The sequence below is a fragment of the Caulobacter sp. genome (genome assembly GCF_049283275.1).
Taxonomy (GTDB): domain Bacteria; phylum Pseudomonadota; class Alphaproteobacteria; order Caulobacterales; family Caulobacteraceae; genus Caulobacter.
The window spans coordinates 1-21506 of sequence record NZ_JBAPVS010000184.1 but is presented as its reverse complement, the minus strand read 5'-3'; the positions used below and the strand labels follow the sequence as shown (position 1 = coordinate 21506).

11 protein-coding genes are annotated in these 21506 nt (G+C 68.2%); 10 read left to right on the top strand and 1 reads right to left on the bottom strand.

The genetic code is table 11. The features are described from left to right. From WAL33_RS10135 to WAL33_RS10090, 10 genes are all read left to right on the top strand, one after another. The coding region (locus tag WAL33_RS10135; RefSeq protein WP_422180990.1) for a FecR family protein at nucleotides 1-704 on the top strand (704 nt) is incomplete at its 5' end. Between the two features lie 84 nt (nucleotides 705-788). Continuing rightward, nucleotides 789-1538 carry a LuxR C-terminal-related transcriptional regulator gene (locus WAL33_RS10130; RefSeq protein WP_422180988.1) on the top strand — a complete coding sequence of 250 codons (750 nt, stop codon included), beginning with the start codon at nucleotides 789-791 and terminating at the stop codon, nucleotides 1536-1538. 261 nt (nucleotides 1539-1799) lie between these two features. Beyond that, nucleotides 1800-3539 (top strand): ShlB/FhaC/HecB family hemolysin secretion/activation protein, encoded by a 1740-nt coding sequence (locus tag WAL33_RS10125; protein WP_422180986.1) that lies wholly within the window; start codon nucleotides 1800-1802, stop codon nucleotides 3537-3539. A gap of 8 nt (nucleotides 3540-3547) precedes the next feature. After that, complete coding sequence (locus tag WAL33_RS10120) at nucleotides 3548-5239, top strand: DUF2341 domain-containing protein (protein WP_422180983.1); 1692 nt, start codon at nucleotides 3548-3550, stop codon at nucleotides 5237-5239. Nucleotides 5240-5248: 9 nt separating this feature from the next. Then, nucleotides 5249-5656 carry an ExbD/TolR family protein gene (locus WAL33_RS10115; RefSeq protein WP_422180981.1) on the top strand — a complete coding sequence of 136 codons (408 nt, stop codon included), beginning with the start codon at nucleotides 5249-5251 and terminating at the stop codon, nucleotides 5654-5656. Nucleotides 5657-5681: 25 nt separating this feature from the next. Beyond that, nucleotides 5682-6383 (top strand): hypothetical protein, encoded by a 702-nt coding sequence (locus WAL33_RS10110; protein WP_422180979.1) that lies wholly within the window; start codon nucleotides 5682-5684, stop codon nucleotides 6381-6383. Nucleotides 6384-6421: 38 nt separating this feature from the next. Continuing rightward, complete coding sequence (locus tag WAL33_RS10105; protein ID WP_422180977.1) at nucleotides 6422-8011, top strand: putative porin; 1590 nt, start codon at nucleotides 6422-6424, stop codon at nucleotides 8009-8011. A 14-nt stretch (nucleotides 8012-8025) separates the two neighbouring features. Next, nucleotides 8026-8544 (top strand): hypothetical protein, encoded by a 519-nt coding sequence (locus WAL33_RS10100; RefSeq protein WP_422180976.1) that lies wholly within the window; start codon nucleotides 8026-8028, stop codon nucleotides 8542-8544. 66 nt (nucleotides 8545-8610) lie between these two features. Next, entirely contained in the window at nucleotides 8611-20256 is an 11646-nt protein-coding gene (locus WAL33_RS10095; protein WP_422180974.1) for a filamentous haemagglutinin family protein, read from the top strand. Between the two features lie 240 nt (nucleotides 20257-20496). Next, on the top strand, nucleotides 20497-21246 hold the full coding sequence (locus tag WAL33_RS10090; RefSeq protein ID WP_422180972.1) for a SapC family protein: 750 nt from the start codon (nucleotides 20497-20499) through the stop codon (nucleotides 21244-21246). A gap of 79 nt (nucleotides 21247-21325) precedes the next feature. On the opposite strand, the gene WAL33_RS10085 is transcribed toward WAL33_RS10090, so the two are convergent. After that, a partial coding sequence (locus WAL33_RS10085; RefSeq protein ID WP_422180970.1) for a hypothetical protein occupies nucleotides 21326-21506 on the bottom strand: 181 nt, incomplete at its 5' end.

The window sequence follows — 21506 nt, the reverse complement described above, 5'->3', positions numbered from 1 at the left end:
GCGGTGGAGCGGCGATCGCGGCCTGCGCCGTCGGCGGCGTCTATCTGGCCGGTTCGTTGAGGCGCGAGGACGCGGCGCCTGGCGTGTTGTTCGTCACCGAGAAGGGGCAGCGGCGGCGCGTTCCGATCGCGCCGGGCGCGATGGCCGATCTCAACACCGCCACCCAGGCGCGCGTCTGGAACACCGCAACCGAACGCGGCCTGGAGCTGCTCAAGGGCGAGGTGATGGTTACGCTCGCGGGCGGGGCGGCGTCTGAACGGTTCGTCGCCAAGCTTGGCCAGGCGGTCGCGGTCGCCCGGACAGCTCAGTTCCTGCTGCGTCGGCAGGGGGCGGTCTCCAGCATTCTCTGCCTTCAGGGCAGCCTATCGGTCGAGGAGCGGGGGCGAAGCTTCACGCTGGCGCCCAATGCGCTGCTGAGCATCGATGCAGCGGGAGCCGCGCTGGCCCAGGTGCGTGACACGGTCGAGACCACGGCCTGGCGTTCGGGCCAGCTGATCTACAAGGACCGGCCGCTGACCGAGGTGCTCGACGAACTCAACCGCTACCGCAAGGGGCGCATCTTGCTGCGCGATCACAGCCTGGCGTCGCGGAGGGTCAGCGGCGTGGTGCATCTGGATCGTATCGACGGGGCCCTGACCAATTTTGCGCGGTCTCTGGACGCCAAGATCGTTCGGCTGCCCGGGGATATCGTGGTTCTGGGCTGAGCCCCGCCGACGGCTTGATGGTCGGCTCCGAAATTCTTTGCGCAAAGCCGCGCCTGCCCTCGTCCTTAGAGGCAGGAGGCCTGGATGACGAACCTCGCGGCACGACAGTTCCCGGCGAACGAACCCCTGCGGGCCGTCGATCTGTCGTCGGGGTTCGGCGACGCCCTGGCCGCGGCGGCCGATTTCAACGCTGGTTTCGAGATTGTCGACAGCCATGCCCGGGCTCACGGCTTTGACGCCTCGCACTGCCGCCATGTGATCGAACAGAGCGGGGCGCCGGTTGTTCACGAGCGTCACACCCTGCGCGACGACGCGGCCAGCCTGTTCGCCGATGCGCGATTCCGCGCCGCATGGCCGGTCGAGGCGCGCGCCATGTCGCAAAACCTCCTGATGACCTGGACCGTCCAGGACTGGCCGGGCGATCGCGGCGCGGCGGCGAGAACCGCCATGCACCGCTTGGCGTTGGCGGGCGTGGCCGCAGGAGCGACCCTGGCCGTGCGCGGTCCGTTGCATCGCTCCACCCTGGTGACGGTGTTTGGTCCGGAGCCCCGGGTGCTTGCCGCCGAGCCGGATCACTGGCTGCTGGTGGTGTCACGCCTGCATGCCCGCCTTTGCGAGCTGATGTCCCTCACGGCCAAGGCGCCGCGGTTGTCGCGACGCGAGCGGGAGATCCTGCGCCTCACGGCGGACGGCCTCACCGCCGCCGCCGCCGCCAGGGTGCTGGATGTCGCGGAGGCGACGATCAAATTCCATCTGGCCGGCGCGCGCAAGAAGCTCGGAGTCAAGAACACGGCCGAAGCGATCGCGCGATTGCACGCTCATAGGATGTTTTAAGGTGTCGTTCTACCGGATTTTCCAGCGATCTTTTTGATTATTATCCGTAAAATTGAGAATTGAACCATTCAGCTCGCCGTATTGGCGAGTTTAACTGCGTTTGTAGTTCGAAACTGTGTTTCTATATACTATAGCATAGTATTACGGTTGTCGTAATCGACTGATAGCAGCTGCCCATCGGTCGGGGCGGTCGGTTTCAAGTTCCCCCGGCGCTGTCGCGTTTTTGAGGTCGGGGGCGAAATGATCGCTGAGAGAACCGCCATGGTCTTGGTCCATGGCAGCAAGGTCTTGTCCGCATCGTTGCGCGGCGCGCTGTGCGCCGCTTCGGCCGCCGCCGCTGTCTGCGCCGCCATGCCGGCCTTGGCGCAGGACGCCGCGGCCGACGCGCCGATCGCCACGGCGAACGGCGAGCAGGACGACCTGCGCTTCGACGTCATGGAGTTCGAGGTCTCGGGCAATTCGGTGCTGGGCGCCGTCGCCATCCAGCGGGCCCTGACGCCCTATACCGGCTTCGCCAAGGGCGTGCCGGACGTGGAAGCCGCCCGCGGCGCGCTTGAGAAGGCCTATCGCGACGGCGGCTACGCCACGGTGGTGGTCGAGGTTCCGGCCCAGGACGTGCGGAGCGGCGTCGTCAAGCTGGCCGTCGTCGAAGGCCGCGTCGACCAGGTGCGGGTGCTGGGCGCGCGCTACGTGCTGCCCAGCGAGATCAAGGGCGCGCTGCCGGGCCTGAGCAACGGCGCGGTGCCCAACGTTCCGTCGCTGCAGAAGGAGCTGGGCGACGCCAACAGCCGCCCGACCCGCACGATTACGCCGGAATTCCGCGCCGGCCAGGCGCCGGGCACGGTGGATGTCGATCTGGTGGTCGAGGACAAGCGGCCCTGGGGCGCGTCGGTCGAGGTCAACGACCAGTACAACCGCTCGACCGAGCGCTGGCGCGCCAACGCCTCGGTCCACTACGACAATCTGTGGCAACGCGCCCACAGCGCCAACCTGTTCTTCCAGACCGCGCCGCAAGAGCCCAGCCAGATCCAGGTGTGGTCGGGCTCGTACTACGCGCCGATCGGCTATGGCCGCACCAGCCTGTTGGCCTATGCGGTGCAGTCCAACACCGATGTGGCGACCATCGGCGGCCTGGCGGTGCTGGGCGACGGTTTCATGGCCGGCGCGCGGGTCATCCACACCCTGGGCGGCTCGCCCAAGGGCTCGGTCCAGTCGCTGCTCTTCGGCGTCGACTACAAGGACTACATGGACCAGATCGGCCTGATCGATCCGGCCACCGGCAAGTTGCTGACCTTCGACACCCCGGTGACCTACCTGCCGTTCACCGGCCAGTACCGGCTGCTGGGCGGCAACGCCAAGTCCAACTACGAGGTGACCCTGGGCGCCACCTTCGCCTTCGACGGCGTGGTCGGCGACCAGGACGAATTCGGCGGTCGGCCGGACGATCCGCTGCTGCCGGGCGACCAGAGCCGTCCGGGCAAGCGCGCGGACTCCGAGGCCAGTTTCTTCTTCCTGTCGGGCGCGGCCAACTACACCCGCCGGTTCCCGCAGGACTGGGAGGCCAAGGCGACCTTCGACTGGCAGCTGTCGGCCGTGCCGCTGATCTCCAACGAACAGTTCGTGCTGGGCGGCGCCAGCAGCGTCCGCGGCTTCCGCGAGGCCGAGGTGCTGGGCGACAGCGGCTTCCGTCTGGCGTTCGAAGTCAATCGCAAGGTCCCGCTCGGCTGGGCGGGAGAGAGTGTCGACAAGGCTGTCGACTGGACCCTGGGCGCGTTCGCCGAGGGCGGTGGCACCTTCCTGAACCGGCCGCTCCCGGACGAGGAGTCCGAGTTCTGGCTGGCCAGCGTCGGCGTCTCCACCCGGTTCGAGGTGCTCAAGAGCCTCTATGGCCAGCTCGACCTTGCCTACCAGTTCCAGGAAGACCCCAGCGGCTCCGGATCCCCGGTTCCAGATGACGTGGGCGACCTTCGCCTGCACGTGAAAATTGGCGTCAAGTATTGAGGCGGAAAATGAACAGGAAACATCTCTTAGGTCTGATTGCCGCCTTCTCGGCTTTGACTTCACTGCATTCAGCCTTCGCGGCCGACGGCGACAAGTGGTTCGACGATAAGCTGAAGATTCGCAAGGAGATCGTGGTCAACCCGGGTCCCAAGGGCGCCGGGCTGGACGCGGCGACGCCGACCTTCCCGTTCGCCCTGCGGCTTTCGGAACAGACCGTGGCGTTCGACGATCTGAAGGCGGACGGTTCGGACCTGCGGGTCACCGGTCCCGACGGCAAGCGCGTCGAGCACTATGTCGAAAGCATCGACCCCAAGACCGGTCTGGCCGTGGTGTGGGTGAAGGGCACGGATCTGGATCCCAAGACCAGCCAGACCTACCACCTCTATTATGGCGGCGACGCCAAGTCGGTGGCCAATTCCTCGGCGGTGTTCGACAGCTCCGAACTGCTGTTCCTGGACTTCAGCGGCGGGGCCAAGGATCGCACCCGCAACGGCAATGACGCAGCGGGTTCGGTCCAGACCGTCCCGGGCTTCGCCGGACAGTCGGCCAGCCTGACCGGCGCGCCGATCCGCATCGCCGCCTCGACCAGCCTGACCTCGGCCGCGGGCGCGCCCTTCAGCCTGATGATGTGGGTCAAGGCGGCCCAGCCGCAGAACGCCGTCCTGGCTCAGCGCGGCGGGTTGAGCCTTGGCCTGGCCAATGGCCAGGTGGTGGCCCAGGTCGGCGGCGTCCAGATCGTCGGCGCCACGCCGCTGGCGCCCGGAGCCTGGACCCACGTGGCCCTGATCGGTCGCGCCAATGGCGCGGTCGACCTCTATGTGGGCGGCAAATTGGCCGGCAGCGGCCAGGGCGCGACGCCGGCCCTCGCCGACGACCTGATCCTGGGCCAAGGCTTCACCGGCCAGCTCGACAACGTCCGCTACGCCGCCGCCGAACGCTCGGCGTCCTATGTCGGCGCGGTGGCGTCTTCCGACAACGGCCGGGGTCTGGTGACCTTCGGCGCCGAGGCGACCCGCAAGGGCAAGTTCGAGCTGGGCTACTTCGTCACCGTCGTCACCAACGTGACGCTGGAAGGCTGGGTGGTCATCGGGCTCTGCGGCATCCTGCTGGCGATCGCCATCTGGGTGATGGTCACCAAGTCCTCGCTGGTCGGCAAGATCGAGAAGCAGAACGCGACCTTCCGCGAGGCCTATGGCTCGACCACCGACTGGGCCGGCAAGGCGCTGCGCGCCGAAGCCGCCCAGGAAGAGGCCTCCACGCTGTCGGAAATCTATCTGGCCAGCATGCAGGAGCTCGATCTGAGCACCAAAGGCGGTTCGGCCCACCTGTCCGGCGGCTCGGTCGAGGCGCTGAAGGCGCGGATCGACGGGGTGCTGTCCGATCAGGCCTACAAGCTGTCTGAAGGCATGGTGCTGCTGACCCTGGCGGTCTCCGGCGGTCCGTTCCTGGGCCTGTTGGGCACGGTCATCGGCGTGATGATCACCTTCGCGGCCATCGCGGCCGAGGGCAATGTCAACGTCAACTCGATCGCGCCCGGCGTCGCCGCCGCCCTGCTGGCCACCGCCGCCGGCCTGCTCGTCGCGATCCCCGCCCTGTTTGGATACAACATCATCCTTACACGGATTAAGCGGATCAACGCCTCAACCCGGTCGTTCGCCGACACGCTCGTCGCGCGTCTAGCCGTCCAATACGGCGCATAGGGGGCGATCATGGCCAAGATCCAAGACGAAGACGCCATCTACGACGAGGTCAACATCGTTCCGATGCTCGACCTGGCCTACGTGCTGATCGTCGTGTTCATCCTGATGGCGACGGCTCAGGTGGCGGGCATCGAGCTCGACCTGCCGCAGGCCTCGAACCGCCAGACCCTCGAGGTCAGCCAAACCCAGGCGATCAGCGTGGCGGCGTCCGGCGAGCTCTATCTCAACGGCGCGCCCACCTCGGTGCCGGCGCTGACCGAGGAGATGCGCGCCCGCTTCGCCGAGAACCCCGACGTGCCGGTGGTCATCCGCGGCGACACGGCGACGGCCTACGGCAAGGTCGTGGAGGTCCTCGACGTCTTGAAGGGCGTGGGGATCACCAAGATCGGCCTACCGGCCGAAAAGCCCGCCGCCTGATCGCCGCCCGTTCGAGTAACCCAGCATGAAAACCAACCCCAGATCGGCGCCCGCGCCGGGGCCAAGACGGTGGACGACGCCGGTGGCTCTGGTGGTCGGCGGCCTGGTCCTCGTCGCCTTGTGCTGGTGGCTGCTCGGCCTCGGCAAGGTCGAGGATCGGGTGCGGACCGAGGAGGTCGAGATGTTCGACATCTCCGAACCGCCTCCGCCGCCCCCGCCCCCGCCCGAGCCCCTCCAGCAGCAGACCGAGACCAAGCCGGAGGAAACCCCGCAAACGGTCCAGCCGGACCCGCTGTCGGCGGTTCAGCCGACCAGCACCAACCCGCCGGCCGGCGATCTCGCCAGCCTCCTCCAGGACCCCACCGCCTCGTCCTCGCCGTTCACCGGCGGCGCGCGAGGGCAGGGGGGGACGGGCAAGGGACCGCTGATCGGCGGAATCTCGTCCGGCAACGCCGCCTCCCGCGCCTACGCCGACACCATCAAGAACCTGATCATGCGGCACCTGCGCAAGGACAAGGCGCTGGCCCAGGAAGCCTTCGCCTTCTCCATCAAGGTGCGGGTCGGGGCAGGCGCGAACCTGGAGGTCGTCAGCGTCTCCGGCGTCACCCCGTCCGAACTGGAAGGCGCGATCACCAAGGCCCTGCGCGGGCTGTCCTCCATCGATCGTCCGCCGCCCGCGGGCGGGCCGGTTCCCTACGTCGCCACCATCCGCCTCAGCCAATCCTGACCGGGAACGGTCGATCCCCACGCTCCACGGAGTCCAAGATGTCCAAGCTCTCCTTCGCCGCCAGACTGTTCGCCGGAGCCGCCAGCGGAGCCCTGCTGCTCACCGCCGGCGCCGCCGTCGCCCAGACGCGGCCGACCGATCCCTCCACGCTCGATATCCTCCAGGTGCTGGTGGAAAAGGGCGTGCTGAGCCAGACCGACGCCGACGCCGTCCTGGGTGAGGCCCGCAAGCGCTCCGAGCAGCGTAGCGACGTGGTCCGGGTGCCCTACGTGCCCGAGGCCCTGCGCGCCGAGATCAAGGAAGAGGTCAAGGCCGACGTCCTCGCCACGGCGCGCCAGGAGAACTGGGCCCAGCCCGACGCCCTGCCGAGCTGGCTGAACCGCTTCACCCTGTCGGGCGACATGCGGGTTCGCGGCGAATGGAAGAACTTCGGCGAAGGCAACACGCCGCTGATCCCCAACGTGACCGAGATCCGCACCCGCGGCGGCATTTCCGAACTGGCCCCGCCGCCGTTCCTGTCGACCACCGACGGCCGCTTCCGCGCCCGGGTTCGCGGCCGCCTGGCGGTCGACGCCAAGGTCAGCAACATGGTGCAGGCGGGCCTGCGCTTCGTCTCCGGCGACGTCACCGACCCGACGTCCACCAACGAGACCCTGTCGCCCAACTTCGACAAGGTGAACGTCAACCTCGACCGCGCCTTCATCCGGGTTTCGCCGTTCCAGGAGCAGCCGCTGCTGCGCAACACCTCGGCGGTGTTCGGCAAGTTCGACAATCCCTTCATGTCGACCGAAATCATGTGGGACCGCGACGTGCAGTTCGACGGCGCGGCGGTGAGCACCGACATCGCGTTGGGCGACCATTACAGCGCCCCGCATGTGTTCGGCACGATCGGCGCCTTCCCGTTGGACGAGTTCTCGACCAAGACCGACGACAAGGTGCTGTACGCCGTGCAGCTGGGCGGCTCGATCCAGCCCACCGAGCGGATGAAGTTCCGCGTCGCGGCCGCCTACTACTATTTCGACAACGTCCAAGGCCTCTTCAACACCCCGGGCTTGCGCGACAACGACGAAACCACGCCACGCCGCGTGCAGTACGGCAACTCGCTGTTCAACGTGCGCCGCGACAACACCGTGCCCAACACGGTCCTGTTCGGCCTGGCCTCGGCCTATGAGGTCGCGGCCCTGACCGCCCGCGCCGAGTTCAAGCTGACCGACACCCTCAGCCTGTCGTTCGACGCCGAAGGCCTGGTCAACACCGCCTTCGACGAGAACGCCATCCGCAACACCTACGGCGTTCCCGCCACCAGCGGCGACACCGCCTGGCACGTGCGCGGCACCATCGGCAGCCCGAGGATCGACGACGTCGGCCAGTGGCAGTTCAGCGCCGGCTACCGCCACATCGAGGCCGACGCCACGCTGGACCTGTTCACCGACAGCGACTTCGGCCTGGGCGGCACCGACCAGGAAGGCTTCGTGATCCGCGGCGCGGTCGGCCTCAGCGACCGCCTGTCGCTCGAAGGCAGCTGGTTCTCGGCGCGCACGATCGACCTGATCGACCCCCTCACCGGGGCGCGGGCGGACTCGATCGACAGCGACACCGCCCAAGTCGACCTGATCGTCAAATTCTAGCGCTGGAGCCCGTGATGAAGACCTTCACCACCATCCTTCTCTGCGCGGCCAGCCTGGCCGCCGGCGCGGCCGTCACGGCGGGGGCCCAAACCGCTTCCGCCCCGGTCACCCGGGCGGCCAAGGCCGGCGAGTGCATCGTGCGCGAACAGGCCGAGCAGATCATCGCCGCCCTGGCTCAGCGCAACGAACAGCTGAGCGCCGCCACCAACAACCTGCGCGCCGCCGAACAGCGGGTCGCCGAGCTGGAGGTCAAGGCCGCCGAGGCCGACACCGCCCACAAGGCCCTGCAGACCGCCGCCGAACGCAACCGCGAACTGGTCGTGATCGGCAAGGCGATCCTCAAGGACTACGGCGACATGCATCTGGGCAAGAAGGCCGCCTCCGGCGAGCCCCTGACCCAGCTGTACCGCGTGCGTCTGGAGAACACCCTGCAGAAGTTCGAGGAAGAGATCGCCGCCCAGCGCGTCTTCCCCGAGCGCGAACTCCAGGCCGCCGGCCAGCCGGCCGCGCCGCCGCCCGCCCAAGCCAACTGACGACCTTCTGCGACCGTCGCGCGTGCGCGCGGCGGTCTTGTCCGCATTGTTTTCAGGAGCGCCATCATGGCCCGCCGTCGTACCGCCGCTGCAAAACCCGTTCCCGCCAAGACCGTCACGGTTCGCTTCAAGCAGGTCACGCAACGCGCGATGCTGATCGCGTCGACGAGCCTGCTGGGACTGGCCGCATCCGGTGTGCTGGGCCTGAGCGCCGCCGCCGCGCAGGACGCTTCCCAGACCCTGGCGGGAACCAAGATCCTGCCGGGCGGTCGCTGGACGGGCGCACGCCTGCCGACCGTCGCCCAGACCAACAACGGTCTGGTGATGACCATCAAGCAGGAGCAGAAGGCGGCCCTGATGGACTGGTCGCAGTTCGACGTGGGCGCCAGCGAGGAGGTCCACTTCGAGCAGGGCGGCGCCGACTGGGTCGCGCTGAACCGCATCTTCAACGCCAATCCCACCCAGATCGCCGGCAAGATCACCGCCAAGGGCCAGGTCTGGTTGGCCAACACCAACGGCGTGGTCTTCAAGGGCACCGCCCAGGTCAACACCCAGTCGATCCTGGTGACCACGGCCGTGGTGCCGGATTCGGTTCTCGATACGGGCGGCCTGCTTGACACCAGGCCTCGCACCGATGGGGGCGCGTGGGGCGACCTGCCCGGACTGCTCGACCTGGCCAAGGGCGACATCGTCATCGAGCAGGGCGCGCGCCTGACCCTGAAGTCGTCGGATCCCGCCGTCGCCAGCGCCGCGACCTTCCTGGGCGTCAACGTCATCAACCGCGGCACGATCGACGTCACCGACGGCCAGGTCGTGATCCTGACGGGGGAGGAGTTCCTCCTCAGGCCGAGCGGCGTCAGCGAATTCACCTTCTACGACTTCCTTCGCGGCCTGTATGGCCTGTCGTCGACCCACAATCGATACGACCGCTTCAGCAACGAGGCGCGTTGGACCGCCGAGAAGTACGCGCGGGCCGCCGAGGTCGGCGGCATGAAGATGGTCAACGAAGGCGTCATCAACGCCACGCGCGGCACGATCCTGATCCAGGGCGCCGCGATCGAACAGCGCGGCACGGTCACCGCCACCACCGGCGTGCGCCAGAGAACGGGCGCGATGCTGCTGCGGGCGGGCTTCGGCTTCGACGACGCCACGACCAACTATACCGGCATCTTCGACTACCTGGGCGGCGACATCGTCTTCGGCAAGAACAGCCTGACCCAGGTCGCGCCGGAAGCCGGAACTGACTCCAGTCCCGCGCTCGAGACCTTCACCGGCATCAACCGCTCGCGGATCGCCGTGGTCGGCCGCAACGTGCTGATGGACGAGAACGCCACGCTGCGCGCCAAGAGCGGCCTGATCACCATCGACGGCAACTACAGCGCCATGATGAACGGTGATTTTCCCGGCGCCGACAGGGGCAAGGCGGGCTCCTTCGTCATGAAACAGGGCGCCCTGATCGACGTCTCGGGCGTCAAGGGCATCCAGCGCGACGTGGGCGACAACGTCGTCGATCTCGAAATCCGCGCCAACGAACTGGCCCCTTCGCCGGCTCAGCGCGACGGGATCCTCTACGGCCAGGACGTCAAGGTCGACACCCGCCGCGGCGCCTCGATCGTCGACTGGACCGGGACCCTGGCCAACCAGAACCTGACGGCCGAGGACCGCTCGATCAACGGCGGCGAGGTCCAGATCCGCGCGCTCAGCACCGTGCAGGTCGAGAAGGGCGCCAAGATCGACCTCTCGGGCGGCAGCGCAGACTATGCCGGCGGCTGGATCGACGTCACTCAACTGACCGCCTTGGATGGCCGGGTGGTCGACATCGCCGACGCCGACGCCTCCAGCAAGTATGTGGGCCTGTCCAAGACCCGGCGCTACGAGGCCGGCTACACCGAGGGCGGCGACGCGGGGCGTCTGGAAATCCTGTCCTCGTCGCAGAAGCTGTTGGGCCGGGTCGTCAGCGAAACGACCATCGGCCAGCGCCAGGCGGCCGCGGGCGTGAAGGGCCAGAAGCCGGCGACGCCGGCGGGCTCGATCGAGCCCGCGGTCACCACCCGTCTGCCCAAGGGCGGCACGGTGGTCCTGGGCACAGGCTCTGAATCCCTCGCGGAATACTTCTTCGACCAGGTGTTCATCAACCCGGACGGCGGGCCGGTGACGATGACGGTCAACGGCGGCCAGGTCACCCTCGACCCCAGCAAGCTGGGCCTCGACGGCAAGCTCAGCGACGGCGGCTACACCCAGGCGCAGTACAACGTCGGCACCGACCTGCGCTACAGCCTGCTGGCGCCCGGCTGGGTCCTCTACCAGAACCAGCCCGTCGAGCTGCGGCAGGCGCTGATGACGCAAGGCTATACCGGCGCGGCGCTGGACGCCCTGCTGCTGCCGGACGCGACGCTGCCCGCCGGCTTCGTTCGGGGCTCCAAGCCCTCGTTCAGCTTCATCGAAGACGACTTCATATCGGGCGCTCAGAACCTCACCATCCTGAACAAGAGCGACGCCAAGCCCTATAACTTCAGCATCCTCGACAACACCCAGATCCGCTTGGCGGCGGGCGGGGCGCTGACACTGGGCGCCACGCCGGCCAATATCGGCCGGAACGTCCTGCTCAGCGCGGCGGCGGGCAAGATCACCGTGCTGGCCTCGCATATCGGCGCGGGCACGAAGATCTCCGCGGCCGGGGCCTGGACCAACGATCTCGACGGGACCGGCGTCTGGGGCGGCTATGTCGACGGCGGTTCGATCAGCATCGGCAACGGCGTCGTCCAGACCCTCATTCCGGCCGGGGTCATCCTGGACGGCGACGTGACGCTGGACGCCTCGGGCGGCGGCTGGTGGAAGCGGACCGGTCCGGCCATCCAGGCCAATCGCGGCAGTTTCGAGCTGGTGAACGGCAAGGGCGGCTCCATCGCCGCGCAACGTGACCAGAGCCAGGCGGCCCAGACGTTCATCGACCGCCTGGACTTCCGCCTTGGCGGCCTTGGCGGTTCGGGTTCGCTGTCACTGGCTGGTCTGGGCGACATCGTCATCGGCGCCGGCGAAGGCTCGGCGGCGGGCGACACGCTGTATCTATCGGACGCCAGGCTCAACGGCTGGGGCCTGACCGGGCTGGCCATCGACGGCGGCTACAAGACCTTCGCCATCGGTGACGAGCTGATCGGTCGGATCTCCACGGGCCCGATCATCAATCCCAACACCACGAACGAGGCGGCGCCGGACTACTACATCGTCCGGGCCGGCGAGCGGATCACCGCCGCGCACATCGCCACGATCCGCGCCGTCAACCAGACGGCGGCCACCTACAATGCGAGCCTGCCGCCTACCGGAACGCCGCGCACCCTGCTCACCGCCATCGCGGTCGGCGCCAACATCCAGGTCGCGGCCGGCACGCGCATAGACTTGGTCGGCCAGACCCTGAAGCTCAACGGGTCGCCGTCGCTGATCGCCAGCGGCGCTGATCTCGCCGACCACACGACCTCGACCGTGCTGGCCGACTATCTGCGACCCACCGGCGTGAACTTCACCCTGAACGCCACCGGCTCGCTGAGCGTCGCCGACAACGCCGTGGTGAAGGTCGACACCAACGGCTCCATCGGGCTGAGCGGGCTATTCGTCGACATCGGCGGCGACCTGATCGCCCGCAGCGGCGCGATCTCGTTGAGCACGCCGGTGCCGCAAGCCGGTCCCTACGCCCTGCCCGGCCGGATGAACCTGCGCTCCACGGCGCTGCTGGACGCCCGCGGCATCGCGGTCACCCACGAGGTCCAAGGCGCGGCCCCCGGCGATCGCTGGATCGAAGGCGCCATCCACTCGGGCGGCGTGATCACGCTGTCAGCCAACGAGATGATCGTCGAGAGCGGCGCGATCATGGACGTCTCCGGCGCGTCCGGCATGTTGACCGTCTCGGCCCCGACGCGGTTCGGCGTCACCCGCGTCAATCGCATGGTGGGCAGCGACGGCGGCACGATCAAGATCAGCGCGTCCGAAGGCTACATGCTGGGCGACGTCATCGGCGACGCCGGCACGCCCAGCGCGCGCGCGGGCATTCTCGACATGACCGGCGGCGCGCCCGGCCAGATGTTCGTGCCGGGCAGCACCTCGGGCCAGTATGGCCTGCAGACCATCATCAACGCCCTGAGCACCCGTCTCCTGCGGACCAGCAGCAACGGCCTCAACGCCACCGCCAACAAGCCGTTCACAAACCTGCGCACATGGTGGGCCGGCACGGCCCAGGCCAGCCTCCGGACGGCGACCGGCCTGCAAGCCGCGGATATCGAGCCTATTCCGTTCACGCGCTCGGGTCCCAACAGCACCGTGACGGCGGCCGATCTGGCGCCGATCCTGGCGCTGTTTGAAGCGTCGTTCGCGCCGATGTCGAGCACCGATCCGACAGGCAAGTTCTATCTGGATCCGACGCTGACGGCCTTGCCGAGCGGCATTACCGGCGACAGCCCGCTGCCGGGCGGCGCCATCCTGCCCAAGTTCTCGATGCCAGCCAGCTATACGCCCCAGGTCAGCGAGCGGGCGTTCCTGAACACCATGGCGGCCTTGCGGCAGTCGACCACCAGCTCGACCTCGCCAACCGCCCAGGTTCTAGCCGCCGTCAGCACGCCGACCAGCTTCACGCTCGGCAAGACCGCGCTGGATCGGATGGCCACCTTCGACACGGTGACCCTGGGCTCCATCACCCCGGTCGGCGACGTGACCATCTCGGCCAAGAGCCAGTTGAACCTGCCCAGCGTCATCAGTGCGTCCTCGGCGAACCTGACTCTGGCCGCGCCGCAGATCCGCTTCGGCGGCGTCGCCGGCCAGGCCCTGAACGCTTCCAGACCGAACACGCCCGCGACCGGCGGCGTGCTGACGGCCAAGGCCAACGACATCTATGTCAACGCCGTGGACTTCTACGGCTTCAGCAAGGTCAATCTGGAGGCCACCCACAGCCTGGCGGGCGGCGACCTGGCCAGCTTCAACTCGCGGATCTTCGCCGCGGGCGACCTGACCCTCAAGGCCGGCCAGATCTATCCCTATACGGGCAAGCAGTTCAGCCTGCTGTCCGACAAGAGCATCACGATCCAGAGCACGGGGGCCGGCGGCGCCGCGCCGCTTTCGGCCGGCGGCGTTCTGAAGCTGAAGGCCCCCACGATCAACCAGGGCGGGGTGCTGGCCGCGCCGTTCGGCACGATCGACTTCAGCGGGACGACCGTCAATTTCCTGCCGGGCAGCCTGACCACGGTCTCGGCCGCCGGCCGCACGATCCTCTACGGCCAAACCATCGACGGCTCGAACTGGTACGGCCCGACGCCGGGCAACGCCCAGGATCTGCTGCTGACCACGCCGCCCGAAAAGCGGATCGTGGTGTCGGGCGACAATGTTGACGTGCAGGCCGGCGCGATCATCGACGCCAGCGGCGGCGGCGACGTGCTCGGCCTGGAGTTCGTCCAGGGCCCCAAGGGCGGAACCAACATCCTGGCGGGCGACGGCGTGTTCGCCATCTCGGCGGCGTTCGGCGCGGATGTCGCCCTGGGCCAGGCCCCATCGGACAAACCCCGCGAGCAGCTGGCGGTGGGCGACATCGTGTGGCTTCCGGCCTTCGACGGCAATCCGGCCGGCTACTACACCCTGCTGCCGGCGCAATACGCGCTGACGCCGGGCGCCTATCGCATCAACGTGGCCTCGCAAGGCCCCAGCTCGAGCACCGCGCGCACCATCGGGGACGGCAGCTTCATCCTGACCGGCCACCAGGCCGCCGAACAGGGCGTTGCCTACAACGACCAAACCTTCACCACCTTCCAGGTGATGGCCGGCGCGGGCGTGCGCGAGCGCTCGGAGTTCATCGAGACCAGCGGCAACAACTTCTTCTCGAGCGAGCGGTTCCTGACGGGGCTTGAGCGTTCGGGCAGCGTCTACAACGCCGATCCGCGCCTGCCGACCGACGGCGGCTTCATGACCATCGCCGCCCGCCAGAGCCTGCAGCTGAACGGCCGGTTCTCGGCGGCCGGCGCGACGTCCAAGGATCGCGGCGGGGTGCTGGACATCGCGGGCGACCTGATCGTCATCGCCGGGGCCGACACCGACATCAGCGACCTGGGCGCCGGCTACCTGCGCCTGGATCCCAAGCAGCTGTCGGGCGTGGCCGAAAGCCTGCTGATCGGCGGCGTGCGTCGCCAAGGCGCGGCCGGGCTGGAGATCGTCACCGGTTACGAGAGCCGCGCCAATACCGGTGCGCCGGTCGGCGGCACGATCGGCGCCGAGCGGATCGTCGTTCGCAACAGCGAGGCGAACGCACTGACCGGTCCCGAAATCCTGTTCACCTCGACCGGGGAAATTCTCTTTGAAAGCGGCTCGGTGGTCCGCGCCGCCGGTGATGGCGCGCAGGCTGAAAACGTCATCATCCGTCCGGAGCTGGCCCAGCACACCAACACGACGGTGAACCCGCAGGTCACCTATCCGGCGGAAGATCGCGGCGCCTTTGTCCGGGTGTCGAACCTGGGCGATGTCAGCATCACCCGCACCAACGCCAAGACCGATCGCGGCGACGTAACGCTGGAAAGCGGCGCGCGGCTGGAAGCCACCGATGCGGTGGCCGTCAACGCCACCCGCAACACCACCCTCGAGCCGGGCGCCATCCTCAAGGCCGGCGTCGTCGAGGCGGCGGCCGGGCTGGTCAGCTTCGGCAATGCTCCGGCGGTCCAGGCCGGGCTGGTGCTCAACGACGCGGCCTTCGCCGCCCTGGCCGGGGCCCAGACCCTGCGTCTGCGCAGCTTCAGCACCTTCGACGTCCACGGCGGCGTGAACCTGGCCACGGCCAACAACCTGGTGCTGGACGGCGGCGGCTTCGTGAACGTGGACGGCCACAGCTCGAGCGCCTTCTCCGCCAAGAACCTGACCATCTCCAACACCGACGCGCCCGGCTATACGCCGTCGGCCGGCGGTGGGGCGCTGAGCCTGAACGCCGACACCATCACCTTCGGTGAAGGCGCGGTCGGCCTGGGCTTCTCCGACGTCGATATCGGCGCGAAGGGCCGGGTGATCTTCTCGGGCGTCGGCAAGCTGGTCGCGCCGGGAGACGTCTCGATCACCACGACCCAGGTCACCGCCAGCAGCGGCGCCTCGCACGGCGTCAAAGCCGGCGGCGCGCTGCAGCTTCTGGGCCAGGCCGCACCGGCGACGCTGGACGCTTTCCAGACCGCCGGAGCGACCCTGGACATGCAGGGCCAGTCGGTTCGCGTCGACCTGCCGGTCAACATCGCCTCGGGCGTCTTCCGAGCCACCGCCACCTCCGGCGACGTGGTGGTGGGCTCCAAGGCGCGCATCGACGCCTCGGGCTCGGCGATCACCTTCTACGAGGTGACGGAATATCTGGGCGCGGGCGGTATCGGCCTGACCTCGGAGGCGGGCAATGTGACCGTCGAGAACGGTGCGGTGCTCGACCTGTCGGGCGGCGCGACCGGCGACGCCGGCGACCTGATCGTCTCGGCGGGCCAGGGTGTGGCGGCGCTGGACGGCCTGCTGAAGGCCCAGGCCGGCGCAGGGGCGAAGGGCGGCAGTTTCACGCTGCGGACCGCAACCCTGTCGGACTTCGGCGCCCTGAACAGCAAGCTCAACGACAGCGGCTTCAGCCGATCGCGCCGGTTCGCCGTCGTCAACGGCAATGTCGACCTGACGGGCGAGACGCGCGTCGACGAATTCGAGCTCTCGACGGGCGCGGGTTCGATCACGATCGACGGCGCGGCCAAGATCATCACCACCCGCGACAAGGGCGGGCGGATCGTCATCGCCTCGGGCGGTGACCTGGTGGTCGAGGACGGCGCGCTGCTGGACGCCAGCGCCAAGGGCGCCGGCGACCAGCGGGGCGGCCTGGTTTCGCTGCAGGTCGGCGACGCCGGCTCGCTCGATGTCGGCGCCGCGATCCTCCGGGTCGGCGGTCATGGCGCGGGGCAGGCCGGCGAAGTGCAGCTTCGGGCGCGCCAGATCGGCAACGACGTCGCGATCAATCGCTACACGGCGCTGGTCCAGGGCGGGAACACCACCCTGGAAGCCTACAAGGTCACCGACCTTGGGGCCGGCGACCACGTCATCGACACGGCGCTGCAAAACCAGGTGATCGCCCAGGCCGCCGCCTTCATGGCGACGGGCAATGTCAGCGCCATCCGGACCCGGCTTGGACAGGCCGACGCCAACGCCTTCGTCATCACGCCCGGCGTCGAGATCCGCTCCGGCGGAAACCTGACGCTGAAGGACAGCTGGAACCTGGCCTCGGCGCGCTTCGGCGGCCAGCCCGGGACCCTGACCCTGCGGGCCGGCGGCGACCTGTCGCTCGACGCCAACCTGTCGGACGGTTTCCTGTCGGCCCAGCCCGCGCCGACGCCGGCGTCCAACCCGGCCTCGGTCACTTCACCCCTGACCAACGACGCCTCGTGGAGCTACAACCTCGTCGCCGGCGCCGACTTCGCCCAGACCAACGTCCTGGCCACCAAGGTCTCGGCCACCGGCGAAGGCGACGTGCTCATCAACGCCGTGGTGCGCACGGGTACGGGCGACATCAAGGTCGCGTCCTCCGGGGACGTGGCCTACAAGTCGCGAACCTACAAGTTCGAAGCTGTCCAGGACGGGGCGGACGCCTATATCGTCTCCATCATCCAGCCCGACGGCACGCTGAAGACCTATTCGGCGACGCGCCCGGCGGGGTCCAACGACAACTACACCGTGGTGGCCGACGACCTCGGGCTCATCACCATAGCCGGCAGCGGCATCGGCTCCGTCCGGGTCGAGAACGGCGATCGCTTCTTCAGCGAGAACTTCGACAACGATTCCAGCAAGGTCGCCTTCAACATCCAATACGTCGACGGCGCGCTCTACACCGCCGGCCGTGAGGCCGCGCCGCTCGCCAACTTCGACACCCCGACCGTCTTCTACTATCGCGACTCCAGCACCGGCCTGATCGCCACCGGCTACCGTCCGGCCTCGTTCCTCGAAAAGGGCGGCGACGTCTCGATCGTCGCGGGCGGCGACATCCTCGGCGCCGGCGACGCGATCAAGGAGATCACGTGGTTCCGGCAGCGCGGCCAGGTTGGGCAGATCGATCTGGCTGGTCCGATGGACGCCCTGTTCACCACCGATCTGGGCGGCGTCTACCAGCAGACCGCCGCGTGGATCACGCCCGACAGCTTCCGCCAGGGCGTCGGCGCGCTGGGCGGCGGCGACGTGACGATCCGGGCCGGCGGCAACGTCGACAACCTGGCCGTCGTCCTGCCCACCACCACCCGGGTGTCGGGCGGCAAGACGGCCGGCGACACGAAGGTGCTGGAGGTTCGCGGCGGCGGCGATCTGGACATGCAGGTCGGCGGCGACCTGCTGGGCGGCTCCTATTGGGTGTCGAAGGGGACCGCGACCATCGATGTCGACGGTCGCATGGACAAGACCAGCAACCCCGGCATCGAAAATCCCCGCTCCTTCGCGCAAACAACCATCAGGTTCGGACCCGACCGGCGTCTGCAGGGCGCGACCGTGTTGATCCTGGACGACGCCACGATGCGGATCGTGACGGGCGGCGACGCGCGCTTCAACGGCGTGCGCTCGAGCACCAACATTCCGGGGACCTTGTACGACGACGGCAGCTGGCTGAGCTATACGGAGAACACCGCTCTGGAGGTGGTTTCCTCGGGCGGCGACGTACAGTACCACGCCGGCCTCAGCAGGCAGTATGAGCTCATCGACATCCTGCCGTCCAAGACGCGCCTGGTGTCCATCAGCGGCTCGGTGCTGATCGGCGACGCCAACGAAAATCCGTACAACATCGTGACCGACAGCTTCCCGACCGGTCACCTGGAGATCCTGGCGCGCAAGGATATCGGCTTCTGGAACCTCTACACCTCCGGCCAGTCCCAGACCCTGCACGGCTACGACGCGCCGGGCTTCGGGATGGGCTGGGGCGATGCGGTGGACGCGGCGCGAGCGCTCAATCCGTACAGGAACGTACGCTTCAGCACGAGCTGGGGCGCCGGCGGACCTGGTTATGGTCGTCTGGAAGGCACGCGCAATCCCTTTGAGGGCAACTCCACCTACGCCCGCATCTACGCCAAGGACGGCGACATCTATGCCGCCCAAGGAACGATGACCAATCGGTTCTATCCGGGCGCGCCCCAGGCCTACAACATGGGCAACATGATCTTCGGCTATGAAACGCGGATCAAGGCGGGCGACGACATCCGTCTGCCGAGCATGGAGTTCCTCAACCAGGACGTCGACGACGTGGCGACGGTGCAGGCCGGCGGCTCGATCTACATGCCCAACATCCAGGTGTACGGCGAAGGCCGCCTCTGGGTGCAGGCCGGCGACGAGATCTACATGGGCAACTCGCCGGGCCGGGGCATCCGCGCCGTCGAGGAGATGCCCCTGGCCGGCTTCAACAAGGAGCACGGCGCGGACGTGTCGGTCCTGGCCGGCATCGACCAGGCCCCCGAGTACGACGCCTTCTTCGCCTACTATCTCGGCGGCGGCGACCTGGGCTCCCGGCCGGTCTATCTGAGCGAGTACTACACCTTCGACACCATTGGCCTGGGCACGCCCCATCCCTCGGTGCTGGCCGACGGCCAGACCGAGGTCACGGTCTACGCCGTCGACTTGGTGAACTACTGGAACGAGATGCACGGCCGCCCGCCGATCTCGCTCGAGGACGACAAGGGCAAGCCGGTGGCCCGCGGCACGCTGGTCTCCAAGATCAGCAAGGCCGACTACGACGCGGCCTCGACCTGGCTGGCCAACCTGGACCCCGCCAAGAAGCAGGGCCTGGCGACGCGGATCATGTTCGCGGAAATGAAGACCGCGGGCCGCGAAGCCGTCGGCGCTTCGAAGGCCACCGATCCCTCCAGCATCCGGGGCGGCGACCCGTTGCGCGGCTACGCCGCCGTCGGCAAGCTGTTCCCCGGCGCCCAGCGCAAGCCGGGTGAAGCCAAGCAGGCGGGCGAAGCGCGCTGGTTCGGCGATCTGGTCATGACCGACAGCCAGATCCGCACGGACGGCGGCGGCGACATCGAGATCCTGGTTCCCGGCGGCCTCGTGCAGTTGGCCAGCCTCAGCGTCGCCAACACCAACCCGAACGCGTCCGGCGTGCTCAGCCAGGACGGGGGCGCGGTCAAGGCGCTGACCTACGGCGACTACATCGTCAACCAGAGCCGCACGATGACCGCCGACGACGGCGACATCCTGATCTGGTCCTCGTTCGGCAACATCGACGCCGGCAAGGGCCGCAAGACCTCGCTGTCGATCCCGCCGATCACCTTCCCGGTCGACAAGAACGGGATCACCCAGATCGTCCGTTCGGGCCTGCCCAACGGCGCCGGCATCGCCACCCTCAACCGGGTGGACGGCACGCCGGGCGGCGACGTCGACCTCTACGCGTTCAACGGCATCGTCAACGCCGGCGACGCGGGCATCCGGGCCTCACGCGACCTGTTCGTCGGCGCCCTGGAGATCCGCGGTCTCGACAACATCACGGTCGGCGGCGTGACCAATGTCGAACTCAATACCGAGGACGCGCAGCTGGGTCCGATCAACCTGGAGAACTTCGCCCAATCGGCCGAGGACGACGCCATCGACAAGGCCTTCGACATGAGCGCCGAGGTCGAGAAGTTGCGGACCGTCAGCCAGACGATCCTCACCGGTTCGGTCGTGTCGTTCGGCGAAGATCCCGACGAGGAGAAGAAGCGCAAATAGTCTCGGCGCGGCTTCGCCAGACACGTAGCCGCGCCCACGTCATGGCGGGGAAGGGGCTTTTTCCCTTGCGCCTTCCCGGCCTTTCGGCGGCGTCCTCACGGACGCACCAGGTTTTGCCCGCCTGGCCGAAACTCTCCCTCCCGGCGATCGCGAAAGCACATCGCGGCCGCCGGGAGGGGGAGACCCTCCTGACGACTTTCACCTCAAGCGGCCGCAAGCGGCCCCTCTTCAGGCGCTCCCATGACCGTAAAAGCCGACACCGACCGCAAGCCGTTGCCGCTGTTCTACAGCGATCCCCAGGCGCTCTCGTCCGTCACTCACGCCGACTGGAAGCTCAAGGACGGCGGTTTCGAATTCGCCCGCGACGCGCATGTCGTTCCGCTGGTGGTGGCCGAATTCTCCAAGGCCTCGCGCTCGTATCCGATCCTGTTCGCCGCCGAGAGCGCCTCTCCCGTGGCTCTGGTCGGTGTCGAGCGCCGCAACCTGTTCGTCGCCGATGGCGCCTGGACGCCGAGCGCCTATGTGCCGGCCTATATCCGCCGCTATCCGTTCGGCTTCATGAGCGCGGGGCAGCCCGACCGCTTCGCCCTGGCCATCGACGCGGCCAGTCCGCGCGTGGTCCAGGGCGGCAAGGAGGGCGAGCCCCTGTTCGTCGACGGCCAGCCGGGTCCGCTGACCCGTCAGGCGCTGGAGTTCTGCGACGTCTTCCAGGGCGAAGCGGCGGCCACCACCGCGTTCTGCAAGGCGGTCATCGACAAGGACTTGCTGGTGGAGCGGCGCGCTGATCTGACCACGCCGGACGGCCGGCGCTTCGCGATCGAGGGCTTTCGGCTGATCGATCCGCTCAAGCTGGCGGCGCTGGACGCCGAGACGGTGTTCCAGTGGCACGGCCAAGGCTGGCTTGGCCTGGCGCACTTCCATCTGGCGTCGTTGGATCGCTTCGCCGACCTGCTGGAGCTGCAAGGTCCGCCTCCGCCGCCCGCTGGCTGACGCAGAGGAGGGCGCCGTGCAAAATGGCTCACCGCATCCAGCCCTCCGCCACTGGTGGCAATCGCGCCCCTTCGCCGGCCTAGCCGGCGGATGGGGCTTCATCATCGCGGCGGTCGGCGGACTTTACGCTGGCCTGCAACATCTGCGGCTCGCCTAGCCGCGCGGCGCCCCAGGCCATCTCTGCGGCGAGCTCGACCGCGCCGCTAACGTCCCGTGCGGTTCTCGCATCGCCTGAAATATGAACTCGCGATCGGTTGACC

Coding starts and splice junctions, on each gene's coding strand:
- WAL33_RS10130 (WP_422180988.1), top strand. CDS start 789: ATGACGAACCTCGCGGCACGACAGTTCCCGGCGAACGAACCCCTGCGG.
- WAL33_RS10125 (WP_422180986.1), top strand. CDS start 1,800: ATGGTCTTGGTCCATGGCAGCAAGGTCTTGTCCGCATCGTTGCGCGGC.
- WAL33_RS10120 (WP_422180983.1), top strand. CDS start 3,548: ATGAACAGGAAACATCTCTTAGGTCTGATTGCCGCCTTCTCGGCTTTG.
- WAL33_RS10115 (WP_422180981.1), top strand. CDS start 5,249: ATGGCCAAGATCCAAGACGAAGACGCCATCTACGACGAGGTCAACATC.
- WAL33_RS10110 (WP_422180979.1), top strand. CDS start 5,682: ATGAAAACCAACCCCAGATCGGCGCCCGCGCCGGGGCCAAGACGGTGG.
- WAL33_RS10105 (WP_422180977.1), top strand. CDS start 6,422: ATGTCCAAGCTCTCCTTCGCCGCCAGACTGTTCGCCGGAGCCGCCAGC.
- WAL33_RS10100 (WP_422180976.1), top strand. CDS start 8,026: ATGAAGACCTTCACCACCATCCTTCTCTGCGCGGCCAGCCTGGCCGCC.
- WAL33_RS10095 (WP_422180974.1), top strand. CDS start 8,611: ATGGCCCGCCGTCGTACCGCCGCTGCAAAACCCGTTCCCGCCAAGACC.
- WAL33_RS10090 (WP_422180972.1), top strand. CDS start 20,497: ATGACCGTAAAAGCCGACACCGACCGCAAGCCGTTGCCGCTGTTCTAC.